This is a genomic window from Siphonobacter curvatus, from assembly GCF_002943425.1.
Taxonomy (GTDB): Bacteria; Bacteroidota; Bacteroidia; order Cytophagales; family Spirosomataceae; genus Siphonobacter; species Siphonobacter curvatus.
The window spans coordinates 1-17,276 of record NZ_PTRA01000011.1; the positions used below are offsets into that span (position 1 = coordinate 1).

The 17,276-nt window shown below is 47.4% G+C and carries 18 protein-coding genes and 1 tRNA gene; 11 read left to right on the top strand and 8 right to left on the bottom strand.

What is annotated here, in order from left to right; genetic code table 11:
• Positions 1–859: 859 nt before the first annotated feature.
• Positions 860–1,579, bottom strand: coding sequence for a beta propeller repeat protein (locus C5O19_RS25220; RefSeq protein WP_104716146.1), 720 nt, complete (start codon positions 1,577–1,579; stop codon positions 860–862).
• A gap of 461 nt (positions 1,580–2,040) precedes the next feature.
• Here C5O19_RS25220 and C5O19_RS25230 point away from each other — a divergent pair, with 461 nt between their 5' ends.
• The 5 genes from C5O19_RS25230 (at position 2,041) to C5O19_RS25250 (ending at position 4,672) form a co-directional block, all read left to right on the top strand.
• Positions 2,041–2,379: a hypothetical protein gene (locus tag C5O19_RS25230; RefSeq protein ID WP_104716148.1), complete on the top strand. Its 339-nt coding sequence runs from the start codon at positions 2,041–2,043 to the stop codon at positions 2,377–2,379.
• The gene (locus C5O19_RS25235) at positions 2,376–3,221 is read left to right on the top strand and encodes a site-specific integrase (RefSeq protein WP_104716149.1); all 846 of its coding nucleotides are present in this window, start codon (positions 2,376–2,378) and stop codon (positions 3,219–3,221) included. Before C5O19_RS25230 ends, C5O19_RS25235 begins: the two co-directional genes overlap by 4 nt.
• 34 nt (positions 3,222–3,255) lie before the next feature.
• Positions 3,256–3,528 (top strand): hypothetical protein, encoded by a 273-nt coding sequence (locus tag C5O19_RS25240; RefSeq protein ID WP_104716150.1) that lies wholly within the window; start codon positions 3,256–3,258, stop codon positions 3,526–3,528.
• A gap of 315 nt (positions 3,529–3,843) precedes the next feature.
• A complete protein-coding gene (locus C5O19_RS25245) occupies positions 3,844–4,299 on the top strand; it encodes a hypothetical protein (protein ID WP_104716151.1) in 456 nt (151 codons plus the stop codon).
• Between the two features lie 73 nt (positions 4,300–4,372).
• Positions 4,373–4,672, top strand: a complete 300-nt coding sequence (locus C5O19_RS25250; RefSeq protein ID WP_104716152.1) for a hypothetical protein — start codon at positions 4,373–4,375, stop codon at positions 4,670–4,672.
• Positions 4,673–4,729: 57 nt separating this feature from the next.
• On the opposite strand, the gene C5O19_RS26140 is transcribed toward C5O19_RS25250, so the two are convergent.
• Entirely contained in the window at positions 4,730–5,230 is a 501-nt protein-coding gene (locus C5O19_RS26140; RefSeq protein WP_104716153.1) for a hypothetical protein, read from the bottom strand.
• Positions 5,231–5,325: 95 nt separating this feature from the next.
• Here C5O19_RS26140 and C5O19_RS26145 point away from each other — a divergent pair, with 95 nt between their 5' ends.
• The 4 genes from C5O19_RS26145 (at position 5,326) to C5O19_RS25275 (ending at position 8,550) form a co-directional block, all read left to right on the top strand.
• Positions 5,326–5,502 (top strand): hypothetical protein, encoded by a 177-nt coding sequence (locus C5O19_RS26145; protein ID WP_165796129.1) that lies wholly within the window; start codon positions 5,326–5,328, stop codon positions 5,500–5,502.
• Between the two features lie 58 nt (positions 5,503–5,560).
• Complete coding sequence (locus C5O19_RS25265; protein ID WP_104716155.1) at positions 5,561–6,418, top strand: DNA/RNA non-specific endonuclease; 858 nt, start codon at positions 5,561–5,563, stop codon at positions 6,416–6,418.
• A gap of 33 nt (positions 6,419–6,451) precedes the next feature.
• On the top strand, positions 6,452–7,114 hold the full coding sequence (locus tag C5O19_RS25270; protein WP_104716156.1) for a hypothetical protein: 663 nt from the start codon (positions 6,452–6,454) through the stop codon (positions 7,112–7,114).
• 248 nt (positions 7,115–7,362) lie between these two features.
• On the top strand, positions 7,363–8,550 hold the full coding sequence (locus C5O19_RS25275) for an outer membrane protein assembly factor BamB family protein (RefSeq protein ID WP_104716157.1): 1,188 nt from the start codon (positions 7,363–7,365) through the stop codon (positions 8,548–8,550).
• A gap of 491 nt (positions 8,551–9,041) precedes the next feature.
• Here the strand turns inward: C5O19_RS25275 and C5O19_RS25280 are convergent.
• From C5O19_RS25280 to C5O19_RS25295, 4 genes are all read right to left on the bottom strand, one after another.
• Positions 9,042–9,115, bottom strand: a tRNA-Asn gene (locus C5O19_RS25280).
• Positions 9,116–9,182: 67 nt separating this feature from the next.
• Positions 9,183–9,584 (bottom strand): PH domain-containing protein, encoded by a 402-nt coding sequence (locus tag C5O19_RS25285; RefSeq protein WP_104716158.1) that lies wholly within the window; start codon positions 9,582–9,584, stop codon positions 9,183–9,185.
• Positions 9,585–9,675: 91 nt separating this feature from the next.
• The gene (gene rsmG, locus C5O19_RS25290; protein WP_104716159.1) at positions 9,676–10,299 is read right to left on the bottom strand and encodes a 16S rRNA (guanine(527)-N(7))-methyltransferase RsmG; all 624 of its coding nucleotides are present in this window, start codon (positions 10,297–10,299) and stop codon (positions 9,676–9,678) included.
• Positions 10,300–10,364: 65 nt separating this feature from the next.
• A complete protein-coding gene (locus C5O19_RS25295) occupies positions 10,365–11,402 on the bottom strand; it encodes a glycosyltransferase (RefSeq protein WP_165796130.1) in 1,038 nt (345 codons plus the stop codon).
• Between the two features lie 194 nt (positions 11,403–11,596).
• Here C5O19_RS25295 and tgt point away from each other — a divergent pair, with 194 nt between their 5' ends.
• Both tgt and C5O19_RS25305 read left to right on the top strand, forming a co-directional pair.
• A complete protein-coding gene (gene tgt, locus C5O19_RS25300) occupies positions 11,597–12,724 on the top strand; it encodes a tRNA guanosine(34) transglycosylase Tgt (protein ID WP_104716161.1) in 1,128 nt (375 codons plus the stop codon).
• Positions 12,725–12,895: 171 nt separating this feature from the next.
• On the top strand, positions 12,896–14,389 hold the full coding sequence (locus C5O19_RS25305; RefSeq protein WP_104716162.1) for an OmpA family protein: 1,494 nt from the start codon (positions 12,896–12,898) through the stop codon (positions 14,387–14,389).
• A gap of 83 nt (positions 14,390–14,472) precedes the next feature.
• Here the strand turns inward: C5O19_RS25305 and serS are convergent, their stop codons facing one another.
• Both serS and C5O19_RS25315 read right to left on the bottom strand, forming a co-directional pair.
• On the bottom strand, positions 14,473–15,744 hold the full coding sequence (serS, locus tag C5O19_RS25310) for a serine--tRNA ligase (protein ID WP_104716163.1): 1,272 nt from the start codon (positions 15,742–15,744) through the stop codon (positions 14,473–14,475).
• A 134-nt stretch (positions 15,745–15,878) separates the two neighbouring features.
• Positions 15,879–17,237, bottom strand: a complete 1,359-nt coding sequence (locus C5O19_RS25315; protein ID WP_094811145.1) for an aspartate kinase — start codon at positions 17,235–17,237, stop codon at positions 15,879–15,881.
• Between the last annotated feature and the right edge of the window lie 39 nt (positions 17,238–17,276).

Here is a 17,276-nt window from a genome sequence, read left to right on the forward strand (position 1 = left end):
CATAACTAGTACTTAATATAACGTTAGAGATTACCAACAAATGAAATTAGAACTTAGAGATTCTCTTAGAGGAGGGGTTGATAAAACTATTAAGCAAATCTGCTGGGTAAACTTCGACGATGGCTCGGAAAAAGGGGCAGAGCCTTCAGAACAAGTATTGATTAGTTTCGAAGATTCCGAAGTACTGCTGGTGATTGAAGATGCTCTTGATGGGGAACGTATAGATGTATGCTTAGAAAAGACTTTGATGGCAAACAAAGTAAAAGAGTTAACAGTACTGGGTCGATGTAAAGTCTGTGAAGTTTCTGGTAGTGAGATGGAGTATCAATTAATTGGAAAGAAAGTAGATCAGATCCTCTATGCTAAAGACCAAAAGGAGTTTGTTATTAATGGCCATACCATAAGCGGTAATTTAGACAAATTTGTAGGAATACAGATTCTGTGCGGGTCTCTAAGATGGATGATCTTCAATAATGGAGTGGGCATATACTCAGGTATCAACGCTCCATATGTCCCATGTTTTGAAGAGACTTACGAATGGTTTAATNATTTTACAAACGACCCTCGGCCAAATGTGAAGTGTCTGCACTCGCACGCAAGTACCTACCCGAAAATCCGGCATTTCTCTACCTTCTCACTCAAGCCCTCTTTGTCGAGGCACAATATATATTAGATAGCTAAGTCAGATAGATGGAAGCCTTTTCAAGGGCAGAATTGGGTGTAAACAGGGCTCTCGGGAGACAAAACAACCCACCCGTCGAGCAAAAACGACTTAGCTATATAGTCCACTGTGTCTATCAATTATAAGAAAGCCTACTCGTTATCACGGGTAGGCTTCATCATTGGATGAATAGTCAGATCAGGGTAATGGTTTTTTAGAGATATAGATGACGCCACGGTGGCCATTGCAGAAGCTTATATTGCCTGGTCCGCCACAAACGGCTGCTGATCCAGACAAATAGAGCCGTTGCTGTGAATCCATATAAATGCTTTGAAGCTGATGCTTCTGGGGGAGAAGTATTTTTTGTCCCTGTGGGGTTTTAAAGCCCGGCGTCTCCAGATAATAATTCGGGCAGGAGGTGCATACCGCCGTAAGTTCCTGATCAATGCTGTAAACTAGTCCATTGGCAGTTTTAGTTTGATTGCGAGGAACGGCTATGCTTTCATAGGCTCTCCTGCTAAAGCTTTGGGTCCAGGTCTTTCCTCCATCTATGCTTTGGAATTGCGGGTTCACGGCGTACGCAATACTGTTGAGAGCATATCCCCTTTGAGCCGTAAGTGCATACAGAGTATCTGCAGAAGAAGTAATACCAAACACCCCACTTCCTGGTTTGTAATCGCTTTCCTGCCAGGAATTGCCCCGGTCCTGCGTATAATAGATCTTATAACCCGTAGTGATAAGCAACGTACTGTCAATGTTGCCAAAGACACCCCACACTTCCCGTTCTTCGGGAGCGGTCAGAATCAGCCAGTCTTCCGTTTCACGAGGTTTAAATTCGGGTTCAGGCTCGGCGGGTGCGTTGCGTTTGCAGGCAGAAAAGGTTAGCAAAAGTAAGCTAAAGAGGTAGAGTCGTTTCATGAGTAGAGCGGTTGAATGATTCAAGGCCAGAAAGCTACTGCTCAACCTCTAATCAGCCAAGCGGGCTATACGTTAAAAGAAGTTAAGGCCTTATGATGAGCTAGAAACGCAGCTTTTGAAGAGAGTGAAAAATATTTCTTGATTTATTTGTATGGTATTCATACAAATAGCATATCTTTGACATATGCAAACATTTACAAGTGTTGAGGAGGCCTTCGAATGGTTTCTTGAGAACATCTACAAAAACCTTCCCCCTGATGAAAAGAAAGGCGAGCTAACTGCAGCCTGGAGAAATTATACACACAAGTTAGGAATCTCTCAAAAGAAGATGGTGTCGATTCTTGAGAGATATGGGTTCAGTATTAACGTTAGAACCATCGTCACCTATAAACCCGACTAATTTTTTTTGACCTGTTTTTGTATGAAAATCATACAAATTAAATCTTAAACAACTTACCATCATGTACAACAAATTCCATTTCACGTTTCACCTCCGCACCGACGGTATTGCTGACAAGGGATTTCCCTTCATCTACGCCAAGGTGATGCTCACTGGTACCCGGGTAAACCTAGGTTCCATGGGAATCCGTGTTACCAAAGAGAATTGGGACACCCGCTCCCGTCGATTGAAGTCCAGTGATGTTACTTCCATCGCTCATAATGCAAAGCTGGATACCCTCGAAAGTCAGGTACGCTCGGTTGTATTATATGCTGAATCGCGGCAGGAACGGGTGACCCTGAGCAACTCAAGAGAGCTCTTCGTCCAGCCTCAGCCCGTCAGTCTGACGTCTTCACGATGATAGACAAATACCTGGAATGGTCGGAAAAGTCAACCGAGAAAGGGCATTATGCGGTATTGACTCACAAAACCCGCAAGGAAAAGCTTACCCTATTGAAGTATTTCCTGGAAGATGAAAAAAAGACCAAGCTTCTGGTAGAGGAAATTAAACCCGTTATCATGGAGCGGTTCGTTAACTGGATGCTCTTGAAACGTAATGCCAAAAAGGTCTACGCTCAGAAAAGCCAGCAGTTCATTAAAACCTTCGTGCTATGGTGCTGGCGAAACGGGCATATCGACATCAACCCGCTCGATAGCTACGCAGTCAAAGTAGATAAGACCCCTAATCTAGAGTACCTTTCCGAGAAAGAGCTTACGCTACTGGCGACAATGGAGTTTCCCGTACGCCTGCAAGAAACGGTCGATTGCTATCTGTTTGCCTGTCATACGGGCCTCGCCTACGTAGACATGAAGCTTTTAAAGGAGGCTAGTATCGTCGAAGAGGGCGGTCGGCAGTATCTGAAAGGATCTCGGGAGAAAACGGACACGAATTACTTCGTTCCCCTATCAAAGGTGGCCAGAAGTATTATTGAAAAATATGGTAGCGTAGCTAATCTGCCCTTACGCTCTAACAAGGAAGTTAACCGCATGCTCAAGGTGGCTATGGCACAGATTGGGGTTGATCGCCGGATCTGGTTCCATACAGGACGCAAGACCTTTGCGATGCGGATGCAAAACCAATTCCTTTTGTCCGACGAGACCACTGCGGCTATGCTGGGCCACAAGTCTACGAAGGAGCTCAAAACCTACCGCAACATTACCAAAGAGCGTGTCATGAATGAAGTAGCCAACATTGATTTCTAGTATCTCTTTTCCATTTTACCACTCCAAACCACCCATGGCCACGAAAAACGCCTCCCTTTCAGCTGAACAGTCTAAAGCTGCCGAAGTCATCTTCCAGAAAGCAAAGACCATGCGGGAAGACTATGACTTTCCTTCCCTGCAGCGCCACCTGAACCGGGCTCATACCTGGTACGCGGCCTCAAACCTGTATGCAAACCTTGAAGACGACGAAAGACAGCATGCAGCCGAGTATCATCTGGCGGTAATGGATCTAATTGAAATCATCTGCCGACACGTTGAGGACCCAATGACGACTAGTCACGTATAATACTTCCCGTTCAAAGTAATCCATCTCTTTTTCAACGCTTTCCCTCATCACTGCCCTGCGGTGATCCAGGCAAGCTATGCTCTAAACAATTGTAAATCCTCTCTAATACCATGAAAAACCAAGCTAAAGTATTCCGCTCCATCTGCCCCCGTATCGTCGCTCTCGGTGGCTTACAACAACCCTTCGCTTCATATCACCCGGGCCGTGTAGCTAACAGGCCACATCAGCCTTCCAGCCGAGTTCTATGAGAAGTACAAAGACGCCGAGGTCTTTCAAAAGGGAGTGCCCCGGGTAGAGTTTCACCACGCTGAGGGCATGATCCATTTGACAGCCGGCGAAGGGGAAGAAGCGGTTTGGGTGGTGGGCCATTTAACGCGGCACCGCATCTTCGATGATCTCAAGCTTTATACTTCCGAGTGGATGACCTGCCAAGAAGCCGATGAGTACTTCACTAATCATCAGGAGTACTTCGGCCCCGAGCGGGAAGGCTTTGATCTGGTCTCGGATATGCTCAATCGCAAGAGCCTATCTGATCAGTATGAGTTTGATGACGTCAAGTTGCACCTGCCGATCTTTAACGAGGTGCCGGTAGACATGAAAAAGGGCTGGCATTTGTGGCTGGAGATTGAGATCCGGCCCGATCTTAAGGATGTACCCCACGTGCGGTTTATGTCATCTTCTTTTTCGGATACGGCTACCCGTTTGAAGGCCCAGGTGTTCGCTGAGCAAAAAGAGCGATTAAAAGACCTCGTCTGCATGGACCTCTACTAAATCATCAATGATCAGCCTTTTAGGGCTTCTCTAGGAGGCTGATCTTTCTTAAACCTCATAACTACTTACTTCAATGGAAAACATGCCGCTTAGCCAGCAGGAACAGCAGGACGCTGTCAAAGTCTATCAGATTGCCAAAGCATTTATTAGTAGTCACGCCTCCCGGGAAGTGCAGGAGCATTTAGGACAGATGTTTGGCTGCTATGTAGCCGCTACCCCTACTGTATACCTTCATGAGGTTTCAGCCCATGACGTTGCCCAGACGTTTATGGACGTGAGTCATCTCATCAAGCAGCTTACGGACTGGATCCCGGACCTGCACGCAGAGGATTACAGGGAGATGGGACAGAGTCAGGTCCAGGCTGCCGCTTAGATTTTATAGTGGGGAAGTTACCTAAACCCGTCTGGCATTGCTGGGCGGGTTTTATGTTTAACGGTAGATGTTTCTAGATCCCCAGGTAGTCTTTGGCATACCACCGGGAAGAATGGTAAAGTGATAATGATCCGTCTCCGCCTGAGGATTGGCTTGCTCTACGGCTTTGATAAAACGCTCGAAACGATCATTATAGATGTTGGGTAGTACGCGCACCGATCTGTTTGATTGGTGAGCAGAAGAAGAAGTGTAGACAATCTTCCAATAAGGCACGTTCTTGTTGTTAGCTGTCTCAGTGAGTCGAATAGCCTGGACGAATGACAAGGGAATCTTCTTGTTCTTTACATAAAAGAAAGTCTCATCAAAGCCAATGTAAGTGTCGGAGAGAGCATATAGATAACAGGCGATTGCTATAATCAACGGAAATAAGGTAGCATAGGTTTCTATACCTAAAGGCAAAAAGAGTAGTTTAATCAGAAAAGTACAGATACTAGGAAGGGCGACAAGGAGAGCTGTGAATTTGAAATGCTCTCTAGATCGGTTAAGCCGAAATGGCATAGGTTTGGATCAAAATAGGTACAACAGCAATACGTCTGGCAAAGATGAGATTCCTAGAAGCCTTTCTATACTATTTTACACCAGTGGCTGTTTCAATGTTAGACTACGCGGTGGATCAATCTGGTGAGCGGTTGATCTTTGAATACCCAGGCATTGGCGTAAGCTTCAATATTGTCAGGTATGCGGGTCTATATCTGGTCCGAGTAGACGGTCAGGAAATCTTCAACAATCCAGATCCATTAGAAGTCGTGGATTTTATCATGGTCACTTAAGTCATCAGCCGACATTAGAAACGGATGCTATATTGCGTTCCCAACTCTAATAAGACTCATGCGTAAGCCTTCAGCGATTAAGTACTTCACCCTTTCATTACCAATTCTAATCAGCTTACTCGTCTCCTGTGGGAAGGGCAGTAAGCCAGTCATCACGCCAGAAAGGCCCGATCCAAGCTCGACCACTACTATTCTAGGTTTTCCCTCTCAAAGCACCGAGGAGGCTTCGGTATGGACTGCTGAGCAGCTTCTCATTAAAAAGGAGTATACGGTGTCTTATCTGTTGCAGAAAGGTATTCCCCGCTGGGTGGGCTGGCACTTGCAAACCTCGGACCTGGGAGACGTAGACCGTCAGGATGATTTCCGCCTGGATGAAGAGCTGCCCACTACGGCGGTACGCGTTAGGCCTACGGATTATACCGGCTCCGGTTTTGACCGTGGTCACCTCTGTCCATCGGGTGATCGGACGTCTAGTGTAGCGGCTAACTCGGCTACTTTCTTAATGACGAACATGATTCCGCAGGCTCCTGCTTTAAACCGGGGTGTCTGGAATGATTTGGAAGAATATTGCCGGACCAAGGTGAAGCTAGGATATGAAGCTTATATCTATGCCGGGGGACATCAGGAGGGCGGGACGGGCTCGAATGGAACCGCCAATACGATTGCTAATGGCAAGATCAGCGTTCCTCAGTTTTGCTGGAAGGTAGTCCTCATCATGCCTGAGGGTACGGACGATCTTAAGCGCATCGCTAGTGAAAAGGTTGAAGTCATTGCCGTTCTCATTCCGAACAGCCAGGACGTTGCTGGCACCGGGTGGCGGAGGTGGCAACTGACCGTGAGACAGCTGGAGCAGGTGGCCAAGCTTAACTTCTTTTCGGAGCTACCTCAGGCAGTGCAGGATAAGATTGAGAATTAACCATATACCCATTTTAATAACCTAACCTTTCCCATGAAGAAAGTATCCCTTCTACTAGTACCCTTTGCCCTTTTCCTTCTTTGGTCATGCAAAAAAGATAAGGAACAACCTGTCTCATTTCCTAAATACTGGATCGTTAACTCTGTCACCCCTAAAGGTATCTATAGACTTTTCTATGACAATAAGGAGATTACCGATCAGGCAGCAATTAACAAGTTTCTAAGCGACTCATCTACCCATTTAAAGGGCCAGTATCTGAACCGGAAAGTCTATATGGAAACGCATCGAGCCCTAGGAGATACAATTTTTACTATGCCCAAAGCAGACTCCATGGTTTTAAATAAGTTGGTAAAATATAATGTGTCTCTTCATAACCATACCTATACATTTAAAGGCAAAGAAGTGATTGTGATCAACCCAAACGAAGATGTTGCGAAATCGTTAAGCTTTTTAAAATATAAGAATATCACGAATGGTTGTGTCCCCAATAAAATTTGTACGGGTCACGAATCATTCATTTCTACAGGCGACGATAAAGTAATGCAATTGCCTGTCATAGCCTTCACGCTTAAGTATTCCGAAGGGGTATTCAGTCAAGCTGGAATAAATGCATTTGATGAAACGTTCCCGCTCAAAATGCCAAAGAGAGATACGTTACTAATTCGAGAATACGTCTATGAACTCAAAGCCAAATAGGGTCTCCTCAAAATTGAGGGCTCTGATAATGAGGCGGTTCACCTAAAGGTGAAGGCCCTCGACATCAGGTCAAAACTCTATCAAGCAAGCTCGGCAGTAGTCGGGCTTGTTTTGTTTAGGGAGCACTACGGAGATTTTCCGTTATGGGATTATTACAGGACAGACACTGCCTACAATATACGTATGATTGAGGATGTAATGGACTTCCTACTATCTTTGCTTCAACCCGTTGTCCACTACTGCTCTTTATGAAGTTCTTTTCCGCCGTTTTCTTAGTTATAGCTCTGTGTTGCGCATTCAGTGCCTGTAAAAAAGACAATTCTCCTGTTGAAGTCGAAGCCGAACCTGCTACCAATCAAACGGTTTTCATGTCTGATTTCGATGGTGGAATTTATGCGTTCAATGCCCAGACCGGAGAAGCCTTGTGGGAAAAACATGTTGATAATGCAGTCCGTGATGGTTTTGTGGTCACCAATAAGCTAGCTTATGTGCCTAAGCATGATGATTCCATTGAGGCTTATGACGTGAATACAGGTGAGATGAAATGGCAGGTGAAGCTGGAGGAAGCCAGTTTCTTTTCAAACAATGTGATCGTTATTGACGGCATCCTCTGTACGAGTGGACATAATTACTTAATCGGATTGGATGCTACTACGGGTCAGCAAAAGTGGCGAGTCAATTCGTTTTCAGGGGGGAATCTTTACGCGAAGGACGGCATGCTCTATGTGGAATCAGGCCCCGAGTTAACGGCCATCGAGGCATCCAGCGGCTCTATTAAATGGCGGCTGGCTCATGAGAAGTACCCTCAAGTACCCTATTGGATGGATGAAACCCTCTACGGGTATGCTACGGTAAGTGAGAGAGACTCTTCCAGCTACCAACATCCCTTTAAGATTCATCCGTTCATTATTTCATTTGATTTAAAGAAAGGAACGCTTGCCTTAAACCAAAGAATTCCGGATAAGTATCATCCGGGTCGACTATTTGCTACCTCTCCTGATCGAGTGTTTATTAGTTACGGAGCCACCTCACCGGGCCGTCTGAGCTCCTGGTCAAAGAAAGGAATGGAACTGATGTGGGATGTACCCATAACGCTAGCTATAGGCTTTCCTAGCCCTTTCTATTCCCAATCCTACTTATATACGGGAAATGAACAGGGCATTCTGTATCGAATCAGTGAGAAGTCAGGCGAATTCCAGGAACTATGTCGGCTCCCTGGTAGAATTGGATCGAGCCCGGTGGTTGCTAACGGTGTAATCTATGTAGGGAGCGGTGATACAGAAACCGTAGTAGAGCAATTGTATGCCATTGAAGAGGCAACTGGTAAAGTCAAGTGGTCTGTTCCTATCAAAGGGTGGATCGCCAAGGTATCTCCGGTAGTGCTTGATTCCAACGGTAAGATGCATTACTATTCCGCGTCTGCAATGCCAAAATGATAGGATCGAGTGACGCAAGTGCTGAAAGTGACGCTCAAACAAAATCTTTTTTCGTGGAGCTGATGAGGCAGTAGGTCTATACTAAAAGGGTTATTGCCTGTAAATCAAGCGTGTAACTTTTAAGTGAAATGCTTAATGGTGGGGTGTAGCCAAAATTGGCGACTCCCAGAGTGTCAAAAGTGCCACAAATGCCATACACTATTTATGATCGTAGTTTATGGGAATGACAATAATGCCAGGAATGCCAATAGTGTTACACCTTTTGATAGCAAGAGGGAGATAGGTCCTATTCAAACCAATATTTTCTGACGTGAGCAATTGCACCAGACGACTTTTGTCAGTTTAGTCGGCACCCCCTTGGCGTATTTTGATGAAATTTCCCGACTCTTCTCCCCTCTTCCTCTCGTTCGCAGATAAGCCTCTAAAATCGGATGTTATGCAAATAAAGCAAAAAGCCACTTACGTGTGACCGTAAGTGGCTGACTTTGAAGCTCCCGAAGCTGGGCTCGAACCAGCGACCCTCTGATTAACAGTCAGATGCTCTAACCGACTGAGCTATTCGGGACTGCGTTGAAAGCGAGTGCAAAACTAAGGCATCAAACAGCCGAACGCAAGTATTTTGTGAAAAAAAATTAATTAAATGTTCCGCGAGCGTGTGTATACTGGTCGTATTGCTCCTGGTATTTTCTTCTAAACTCCAGAGGATCACTGATTCGCGTGAAAACCTGGCGGGTTTCTCCCGTACCGTGAATTGAAACCGTTCCGAAGCCTAGCATCCGTCCCCAGATGCTCTGATCGACCTGAATGCTTTCTACTTTGTTCAAGTTTAACTCAATCGTTTCGCGAGAGATGAAACCCGTTTTAATCACCAACCGTTTGTTGGTAATTACAAATTCGTCGGACGAACGCTTGATCCAGGCTGCGATAGTAAGTGTAAATAACGAAGCCCAGGTAAAGAAAATAGTCCAGTGATAAGTGGTTTCAAACACAACCTGCTCGTCTTTGATCAGGTGATTGTTTACGTAGCTACCCATACTATTCTGTTGTTTTTTGTAATGAGGATGTTTGCCCTACAAAAGTAGAGGGGAATGCTTCTGGTTCAGTACGTTGCCTAAAAATCTAGTGCTAGAAAGGTACGTATACGACTTTCTTGGTCTCAAAAAACTCTTCCGTGAAATAATCGGACAGCTCATAGACCGTCGTTTTCTTTCCCAGTTCCTGAAGTTCCTCGGTTAAGTCTCCCCCTTTCAGGTATAAAATTCCGTTCTTGAGATCGTTAAACTGGTTTTTATGGACTTTCGTCTTCACCCAGCCGTAGAAAGGCTTTAGTCGTGTTACGGCCCGGCTCACGATAAAATCGTACGCCGCCGCGGGGACCAGTTCCGCCCGTTTTTGCTCCGCCCGCAGATTGGTCAGTCCAATGGCCTTGGACACTTCTTCTACAACGCGAATTTTCTTGCCAATACTGTCCACCAGATGAAATTGCGAATCGGGGAACAGAATCGCTAGCGGAACACCCGGAAAACCGCCTCCCGTGCCTACGTCCAGAATCTCGGTCATGGGCTTGAACGGCATCACCTTCGCAATGCCTAGTGAATGTAGAATGTGCCGTTCGTAGAGGTTATCCACATCCTGCCGGGATACCACGTTGATCTGTTCGTTCCAGAACCGATACAATTCACCCAGTTGCCCAAATTGTTCTTCCTGCCGGGGCGTCAGGTCAGGAAAGTATTTTTTTATGATTTCCATGAGATTAATAATCAAAATATAGATCGTAAAATGCGTCAGGACTTAGCCTAAATCCGGCCTTCCGCTCATTTCCAGGTAATTTTCTTCTTGAAAAAAGTAGATACAAAGCCCATTCCAAGTAGATACCACGTTAGCAGGCCGTCCATAACTGGAATCATACCGGAGCTAAGCCGATTGCCTAGTCTTTGGTTAACCCGGCCCCAAAGGTACCAGACTCCCAGCGTACGCAAAGCAAAGATACCACCCGTCCAGGCCAGCATTTCGGTATTTCGCTCCCATAGGAAATAAACGAAATTTCCCAGAAACAATACCCAGCAGGCCAGATGGGAGAAAGCCAGTAAACCCAACAGCAACTGATCCCGTCGTTTGTAGTGCCCGCCTACCGATACATGTCGCCGTTTCTGGTGAAACCACGCCGCCCAGCTCTGCTTGGGAATGGAGTGCGTAAAACTGTCGGGATGTAGGCATACGGCTGTGTTGGAAGCCGTGGCCGCTTTGTTGATAAACAGATCATCGTCACCTCCCAGCACGTTCAGAAATCCGTTGAAACCCTTATGCTTCAGAAAGAGCGATTTTCGGTACAACAGATTTCGGCCTACCCCCATATACGGATGTCCGGCCAGAGCGAAGGAAACGTATTGCAGAGCCGTATAAAAGGTTTCAAACTGAATGAACGTATTGAGAAAGCCCGGCTCCTGCTGGTAGGGAGAAAACCCCAGTACAATTTCTTTGTCCGCACGCAGTTGCGAAACCATATGCTGGATCCACCGTGGGGAGGCTGGACGGCAATCCGCATCCGTTAGTAAAATGATTTCGTGCGTAGCCGCCTGGATGCCCCGCGTAAGGGCGTATTTCTTCGAAGCAATGTGAGCGGGCGTATGGTCGATATGGATCACCCGCAGGCGTTCGTAAGCCTCACATTCGAGCTTCAGAAACGGAAAGGTCCCATCGGCGGACTTGTCGTTGACAATAATGATCTCAAACGTTTCGTACTGCTGGGCATGTAGGATCGGAATCAGTTCCCGTAGATTCTCCAGTTCATTCCAGGCACAAACGACCACCGAAACGCCGGGAAGGCTTTCAGAGATAGCATTTGGTATCATATAAAAGGCCGTTTTCGAAAAAATCAGCAGGTAGAGCAACTGAATTCCAACGGCAATACCCAAAAGAATGAAAGCAATCACGGGAGGGTGTCTGTCAAAGCGGCCGCAAAAATAAGCGTTTCTTACGGAATTCGTAAGAAACTAGGGTGGCCCCCTGATTGTTAGTACCTTTGCGTTTTTTTAGGAAGAAGCATATGCAGTTTGAAGTCATAAAACAGGATCAAAAGGCTCGGGCCGGAACGATTCAGACCGATCACGGTACGATTGAAACCCCGATTTTTATGCCCGTAGGAACGGTGGCGAGTGTAAAGGCGGTGCATCAACGGGAATTGAAGGAAGACATTAAGGCCCAGATCATTCTGGGAAATACGTACCACCTGTACCTGCGACCCGGCTTGGAGGTACTGGAACAGGCGGGCGGTTTGCATAAATTTAACGGTTGGGATCGGCCCATCCTGACGGATTCGGGTGGTTTTCAGGTTTACTCGCTGGCGGGTACGGGACGCAAGATTGACGAAGCGGGTGTGAAATTCAAATCGCACATCGACGGTTCTACGCACGTCTTTACGCCCGAAAGCGTTATGGACATTCAGCGGACCATCGGGGCCGATTTCGTGATGGCCTTCGACGAGTGTACGCCCTATCCCTGCGATTACGGGTACGCCCGCCGCTCAATGGAATTGACGCACCGCTGGCTGCAACGCTGCTGCGATCGCTTCGATACAACGGAGCCCAAATATGGTCACTCGCAGGCCCTTTTTCCAATTGTTCAGGGTAGTACGTATCCGGACTTACGACGACAATCGGCGGAGTTTATTGCTTCGCTGGGACGGGAAGGAAATGCCATTGGTGGGCTTTCGGTGGGTGAACCCGCCGAGGATATGTACGAAATGACCGACCTGGTTTGCTCCATTCTGCCGCAGGACAAACCCCGCTACCTAATGGGCGTGGGTACGCCGGCGAACATCCTCGAAAGTATTGCTCTGGGTATCGATATGATGGACTGTGTACTGCCCACTCGCAACGCCCGGCACGGCATTTTGTACACGACGCAGGGAATTATCAACATCAAAAACGAGAAGTGGCGGAAAGATTTTAGCCCCATCGATGAAGGACTGGGTGGATACACCAGCACGTTTTATTCCAAAGCGTACCTGCGACATTTATTCAAATCCGACGAATTGCTGGGACCACAAATTGCGAGTGTGCATAATCTTACCTTTTATTTGTGGCTGGTGAAAGAAGCCCGCCTGCAAATCTTAAACGGTACGTATCTGCCCTGGAAAAACCAGATGGTAGAACAGATCATGCGGCGTTTGTAAGGGTGAATCTTTTCCCAAAACGAAACAGGAAGGATGCATTCATCGTATATCTGCTAACGTCTGCCTCCTTTCTATAAAACGGTTGAGCAACGGAATTAACTTCTATTTTTGCGACGCCTGATGTTAACTTATCAACCTGGGAATTGTCAGCAATTCCATTAAAATGAGCTTATGAGAAGTATACGCTGTCTGTCTTTAGTCGTACTTACGGGAATGCTAGCCGGGAACGCCGGAGCTCAAACCGACCCTTACCGTCCCAATGCGTTATACGAAGGTCCAAATAAGCTGAATACGTGGTCCATAAGCGTACGCGGTGGATCGCCCCAGTTTTACGGAGACTTACGGGAGTACGATTTTTGGCCAGCTCCGCACCCGAAAGAATACCGCCCAGCCTCGGAACGGGGGGCCGTAGGTTTTGGACTGGATGTGAATAAACAGCTTTCGCACCTATTTGGAGCCAGTCTGAAGCTCGATGCGGGTAATCTTCGCGGAGCTAAAAGCCGGATTTATAACTCGTATTTCCGGGCCGAATACTTCCAGACCGCTTTGGTAGGAAACATCAACATGAAAAGCCTGCTGTTTGGTCCCCGCAAACTGAATCGCTGGAAGATTGACCTGCACGCTGGTTTTGGGGTGTTATGGTTTAAATCTACGGCTTACGAAATCGGAACGGGTCGCATCAAGCGGATGTCGAATATTACGCAGGAAATCGTCGATAGGGATGGGCCCAACGGACCCTACGCGGGTCTGGACGTATCTCCCAAGAAGCGCTCCAATGCGGTGGTATTTCCCGTTGGACTTGCCATTGCCTACGAACTTTCGCCCCGATTTGATATTGGTATTGATTTCGTCCTGAATAACGTCAATACGGAAAAACTGGATGCTACCGTTGGGGGCGACAACACCAGTATGTACGATCGGGCGGGTAATCGCGGAAACATTCAGGATTACAAACGCGGAAATTCCGACCTGGATAAATTCGCCACGCCTTACCTGACGCTGACGTACAAGTTTGGAAAAAATGCGATCAAGGTAGGTCGTGACAAGGTTTGGGATTCGGCGAAAGGCACTTATAACCTGCGGTACACCGATCCTCGCCTGCTGTATAAGCCGGAGAGAATTCTTAGCATGTCGGAAATCGATTCGATTGCCAAAGCCAACCGGCCCAAGGACATCGATCCTCGCCTGTTGATCGATTCGGATAATGATGGCGTATCGGATTACTTTGACAAACAACCAGATACGCCCGCAGGTAGCATCGTTTCCGGAGCGGGGGTTGCCATTGATTTCGAGCAAATCGTTAACTCACTGACGCCGGGTCAGGCCTGTCTGGAAATTTTTGCCAACGTGAATTTTGATTCCGACAAGAGCGTCATTCGACCCGAGTATAACGAAATGTTAACGCGTATCGTCGAGCTGCTCAATCGGACCAACTGTCGTCTGCAACTGACCGGTCACGCGGATCGTCGCTCTTCAGATCGCCATAACATTACCCTTTCTGAACGTCGGGTACAGGCCGTGAAAAACTACCTCATCAAAGCAGGGGTAGCGAATCCGAGCCGCATCCTTACCGAAGCGTACGGTGCCTTCAAACCGATTGGAGACAACACCACCAAACAAGGTCAGGAGAAAAACCGTCGGGTGGAATTACGATTCTTACCCTAAAAGTTATCCACATTACAACTGTGGATAACTGAAAAAAGGAAGCCTTTCGGGCTTCCTTTTTTTGTGGATAAGTATAAACAATACTACTGAATGGTATCGAACCCGCAGTACGGAACCAGTACCTCAGGAATGCGGATGCCTTCCGCAGACTGATTGTTTTCCAGCAAAGCAGCCAAGATACGTGGCAGAGCCAGAGCAGAGCCGTTCAACGTGTGCAACAATTGAGTCTTTCCATCCACCTTATACCGCAGTTTCAGACGATTGGCCTGGTAGTTTTCGAAGTTAGACACAGAGCTACATTCCAGCCAGCGTTGCTGAGCCGCAGACCATACCTCGAAATCGTACGTCAATGCAGAGGTAAAGCTCATATCACCGCCACACAGGCGAATAATCCGGAAAGGTAAATTCAGCTTCTGTAACAAACCTTTTACGTGTTCCACCATTTCCTCCAGAGCCTGATAAGATTCTTCGGGCTTGCGAATCTGTACCAATTCCACTTTGTCGAACTGGTGCAGACGGTTCAGACCGCGTACGTGGGCTCCCCAGCTACCAGCTTCCCGACGGAAGCAGGGCGTATAGGCCGTGTTTTTAACCGGAAGCTCCTGATCAGCTACAATGGTATCGCGGTAGATGTTCGTAATGGGTACTTCAGCCGTCGGAATCAGGTACAGATCATCGTCGCTGGCGTAGTACATCTGACCTTCCTTATCGGGTAGCTGTCCCGTACCAAAGCCTGACTCCTTATTGATCAGAATGGGCGGTTGAATCTCCAGATAACCAGCGTCCGCGGCTTCGTTCAGGAAAAAGTTAATCATGGCCCGTTGCAAACGAGCGGCTTTGCCCTTATACACCGGAAAACCAGCTCCGGTGATTTTATTACCCAGCTCGAAATCAATGATGTCGTACTTCTTGATCAGCTCCCAGTGGGGCTGGGCATCATCGGCCAGTACGGGTTGCTCACCCCAGGTGTACACTTCTACGTTTTCTTCGGGTGTACGGCCTTCCGGAACGCTTTCGTGAGGTAAGTTGGGCAACTTGACCAGTTCATCCTGTAACACGGATTCCGCCTGCCGCAGTTGTTCTTCCAGTTCTTTGGAACGGGTTTTCAACAGAGCCGTCTGTGCTTTCGCAGCCTCGGCTTCGTCTTTTTTGCCTTCTTTCATCAGGCCGCCAATCTGTTTGGCTAGGGCATTGGACTGGGCCAGCGTAGCATCGAGATCGGCCTGCGTTTCGCGGCGTTTCTGATCCAGCGTGAGCAACTGCTCAATGGCGGCTTCGGGTTCTTTGAAGTACTTTTTCTTTAAACCGGCAATCGTTACTTCTTTATTTTCCCGGATGAAGTTGAGTTGTAACATAATCAAGTCGGCACAGGGCCATTAAAATCGTTTGGAATGACGAACAAAAACAACGCGGATGACACTGAATGCACTAAACGAATCTACGTTTAGGTTCGGCGTCATCCGCGGTTGCTGCGTATCGCCTTAAAGGATCAGGGAGCCGTAAAAATACCCTTCATCGCGTCTTCGTAGTGAAAGAGACGCTCATTGAGTACGTTCAAAGCTTCGTTTTTGTATTTACCATCCACTAAAATGGTAATGTTATGCTCGGAGCCACCGTACGAAATCATCCGGATTGGGATGTTTTTCATGGCTTCGAGTACTTTCAGGGCCACGCCTTCTTTGTCAGCCGAGAAATTTCCGACGATACAGATGATCGTCTGGTTGTAATCGTGGTCTTCCAGATCGGCAAACTGCTTCAGTTCAGCCGTGATTTTCTCCAGGTTTTCTGGGTTATCAATGGTAACCGAGACGGATACTTCCGAAGTAGTTATCATATCCACGGGTGTTTTGTACTTTTCAAACACCTCGAATACGCGACGCAAAAAGCCGTAGGCATTCAGCATACGCGTCGAATGGATATAGATGGCTGTAATACCATCTTTGGCCGCAATAGCCTTGATTTCCCGCTCGCTCGACTTCGTCGCAATCAGCGTACCGAAGGCGGCTGGCTCCATCGTATTCTTCAAGCGTACCGGAACGCCGCGTAATTTGGCGGGCGTGATGGTACTGGGATGGAGGATTTTGGCACCGAAATACGCCAGTTCTGCGGCTTCTTCAAAGGTCAATTCCCGAATCGGGAACGTCTTCTTTACGATCCGGGGATCGTTGTTGTGCATGCCATCGATGTCCGTCCAAATCTGAATTTCATCCGCCCGGATGGCTCCACCAATCAGGGAAGCCGTATAATCCGAGCCACCGCGTTTGAGGTTATCGATTTCACCGCGAGGGTTCCGGCAGATAAAACCCTGGGTAATGATGAGCTGCTTATCAGGATGCTGGTCGAGCATTTGCCCCAGAGCTTCTTCCGTATGCGAAAGTACGGGCTCGTTATCGGCATCGATCAGCATGAAATCCAGAGCCGGAAAGAGTACTGAGCTTTCTCCCTGCTCCTGCAAATAGGCTTCGAACATCTGCGTCGAAAGAATTTCTCCCTCGGCCACGAGTTCTTTTTCCTGCTTGAGCGTAAACGGACGAATCGACGTAACCGACTGGATAAACGAAAATTCTTTTTCCACAATCGCCTGACCGTTGGCTAAGCCTTCGGGCGTTTGGTAGAGTTCCTCAATGAAGGCGTCGTAATGAGCCCGCAGTTCGGCGATTTTCTGGGCCAGTTCTTCGTCGTTACCCACTTTGGCCAGTTCTCCCATCGCAAGCAGGGCATTGGTCGAGCCGGATAAAGCGGAGAGAACAACAATTTTTTTGCCGTTATCGGCTGTAATCAGGTTTCGAATCGAGTGCATCCGTTCGGGTTTCCCGACGGAAGTACCACCAAATTTCCAGACTTGCATGAGGTACGTATAGTTAAAAAAGGTTTTGTTGTAAAGTTT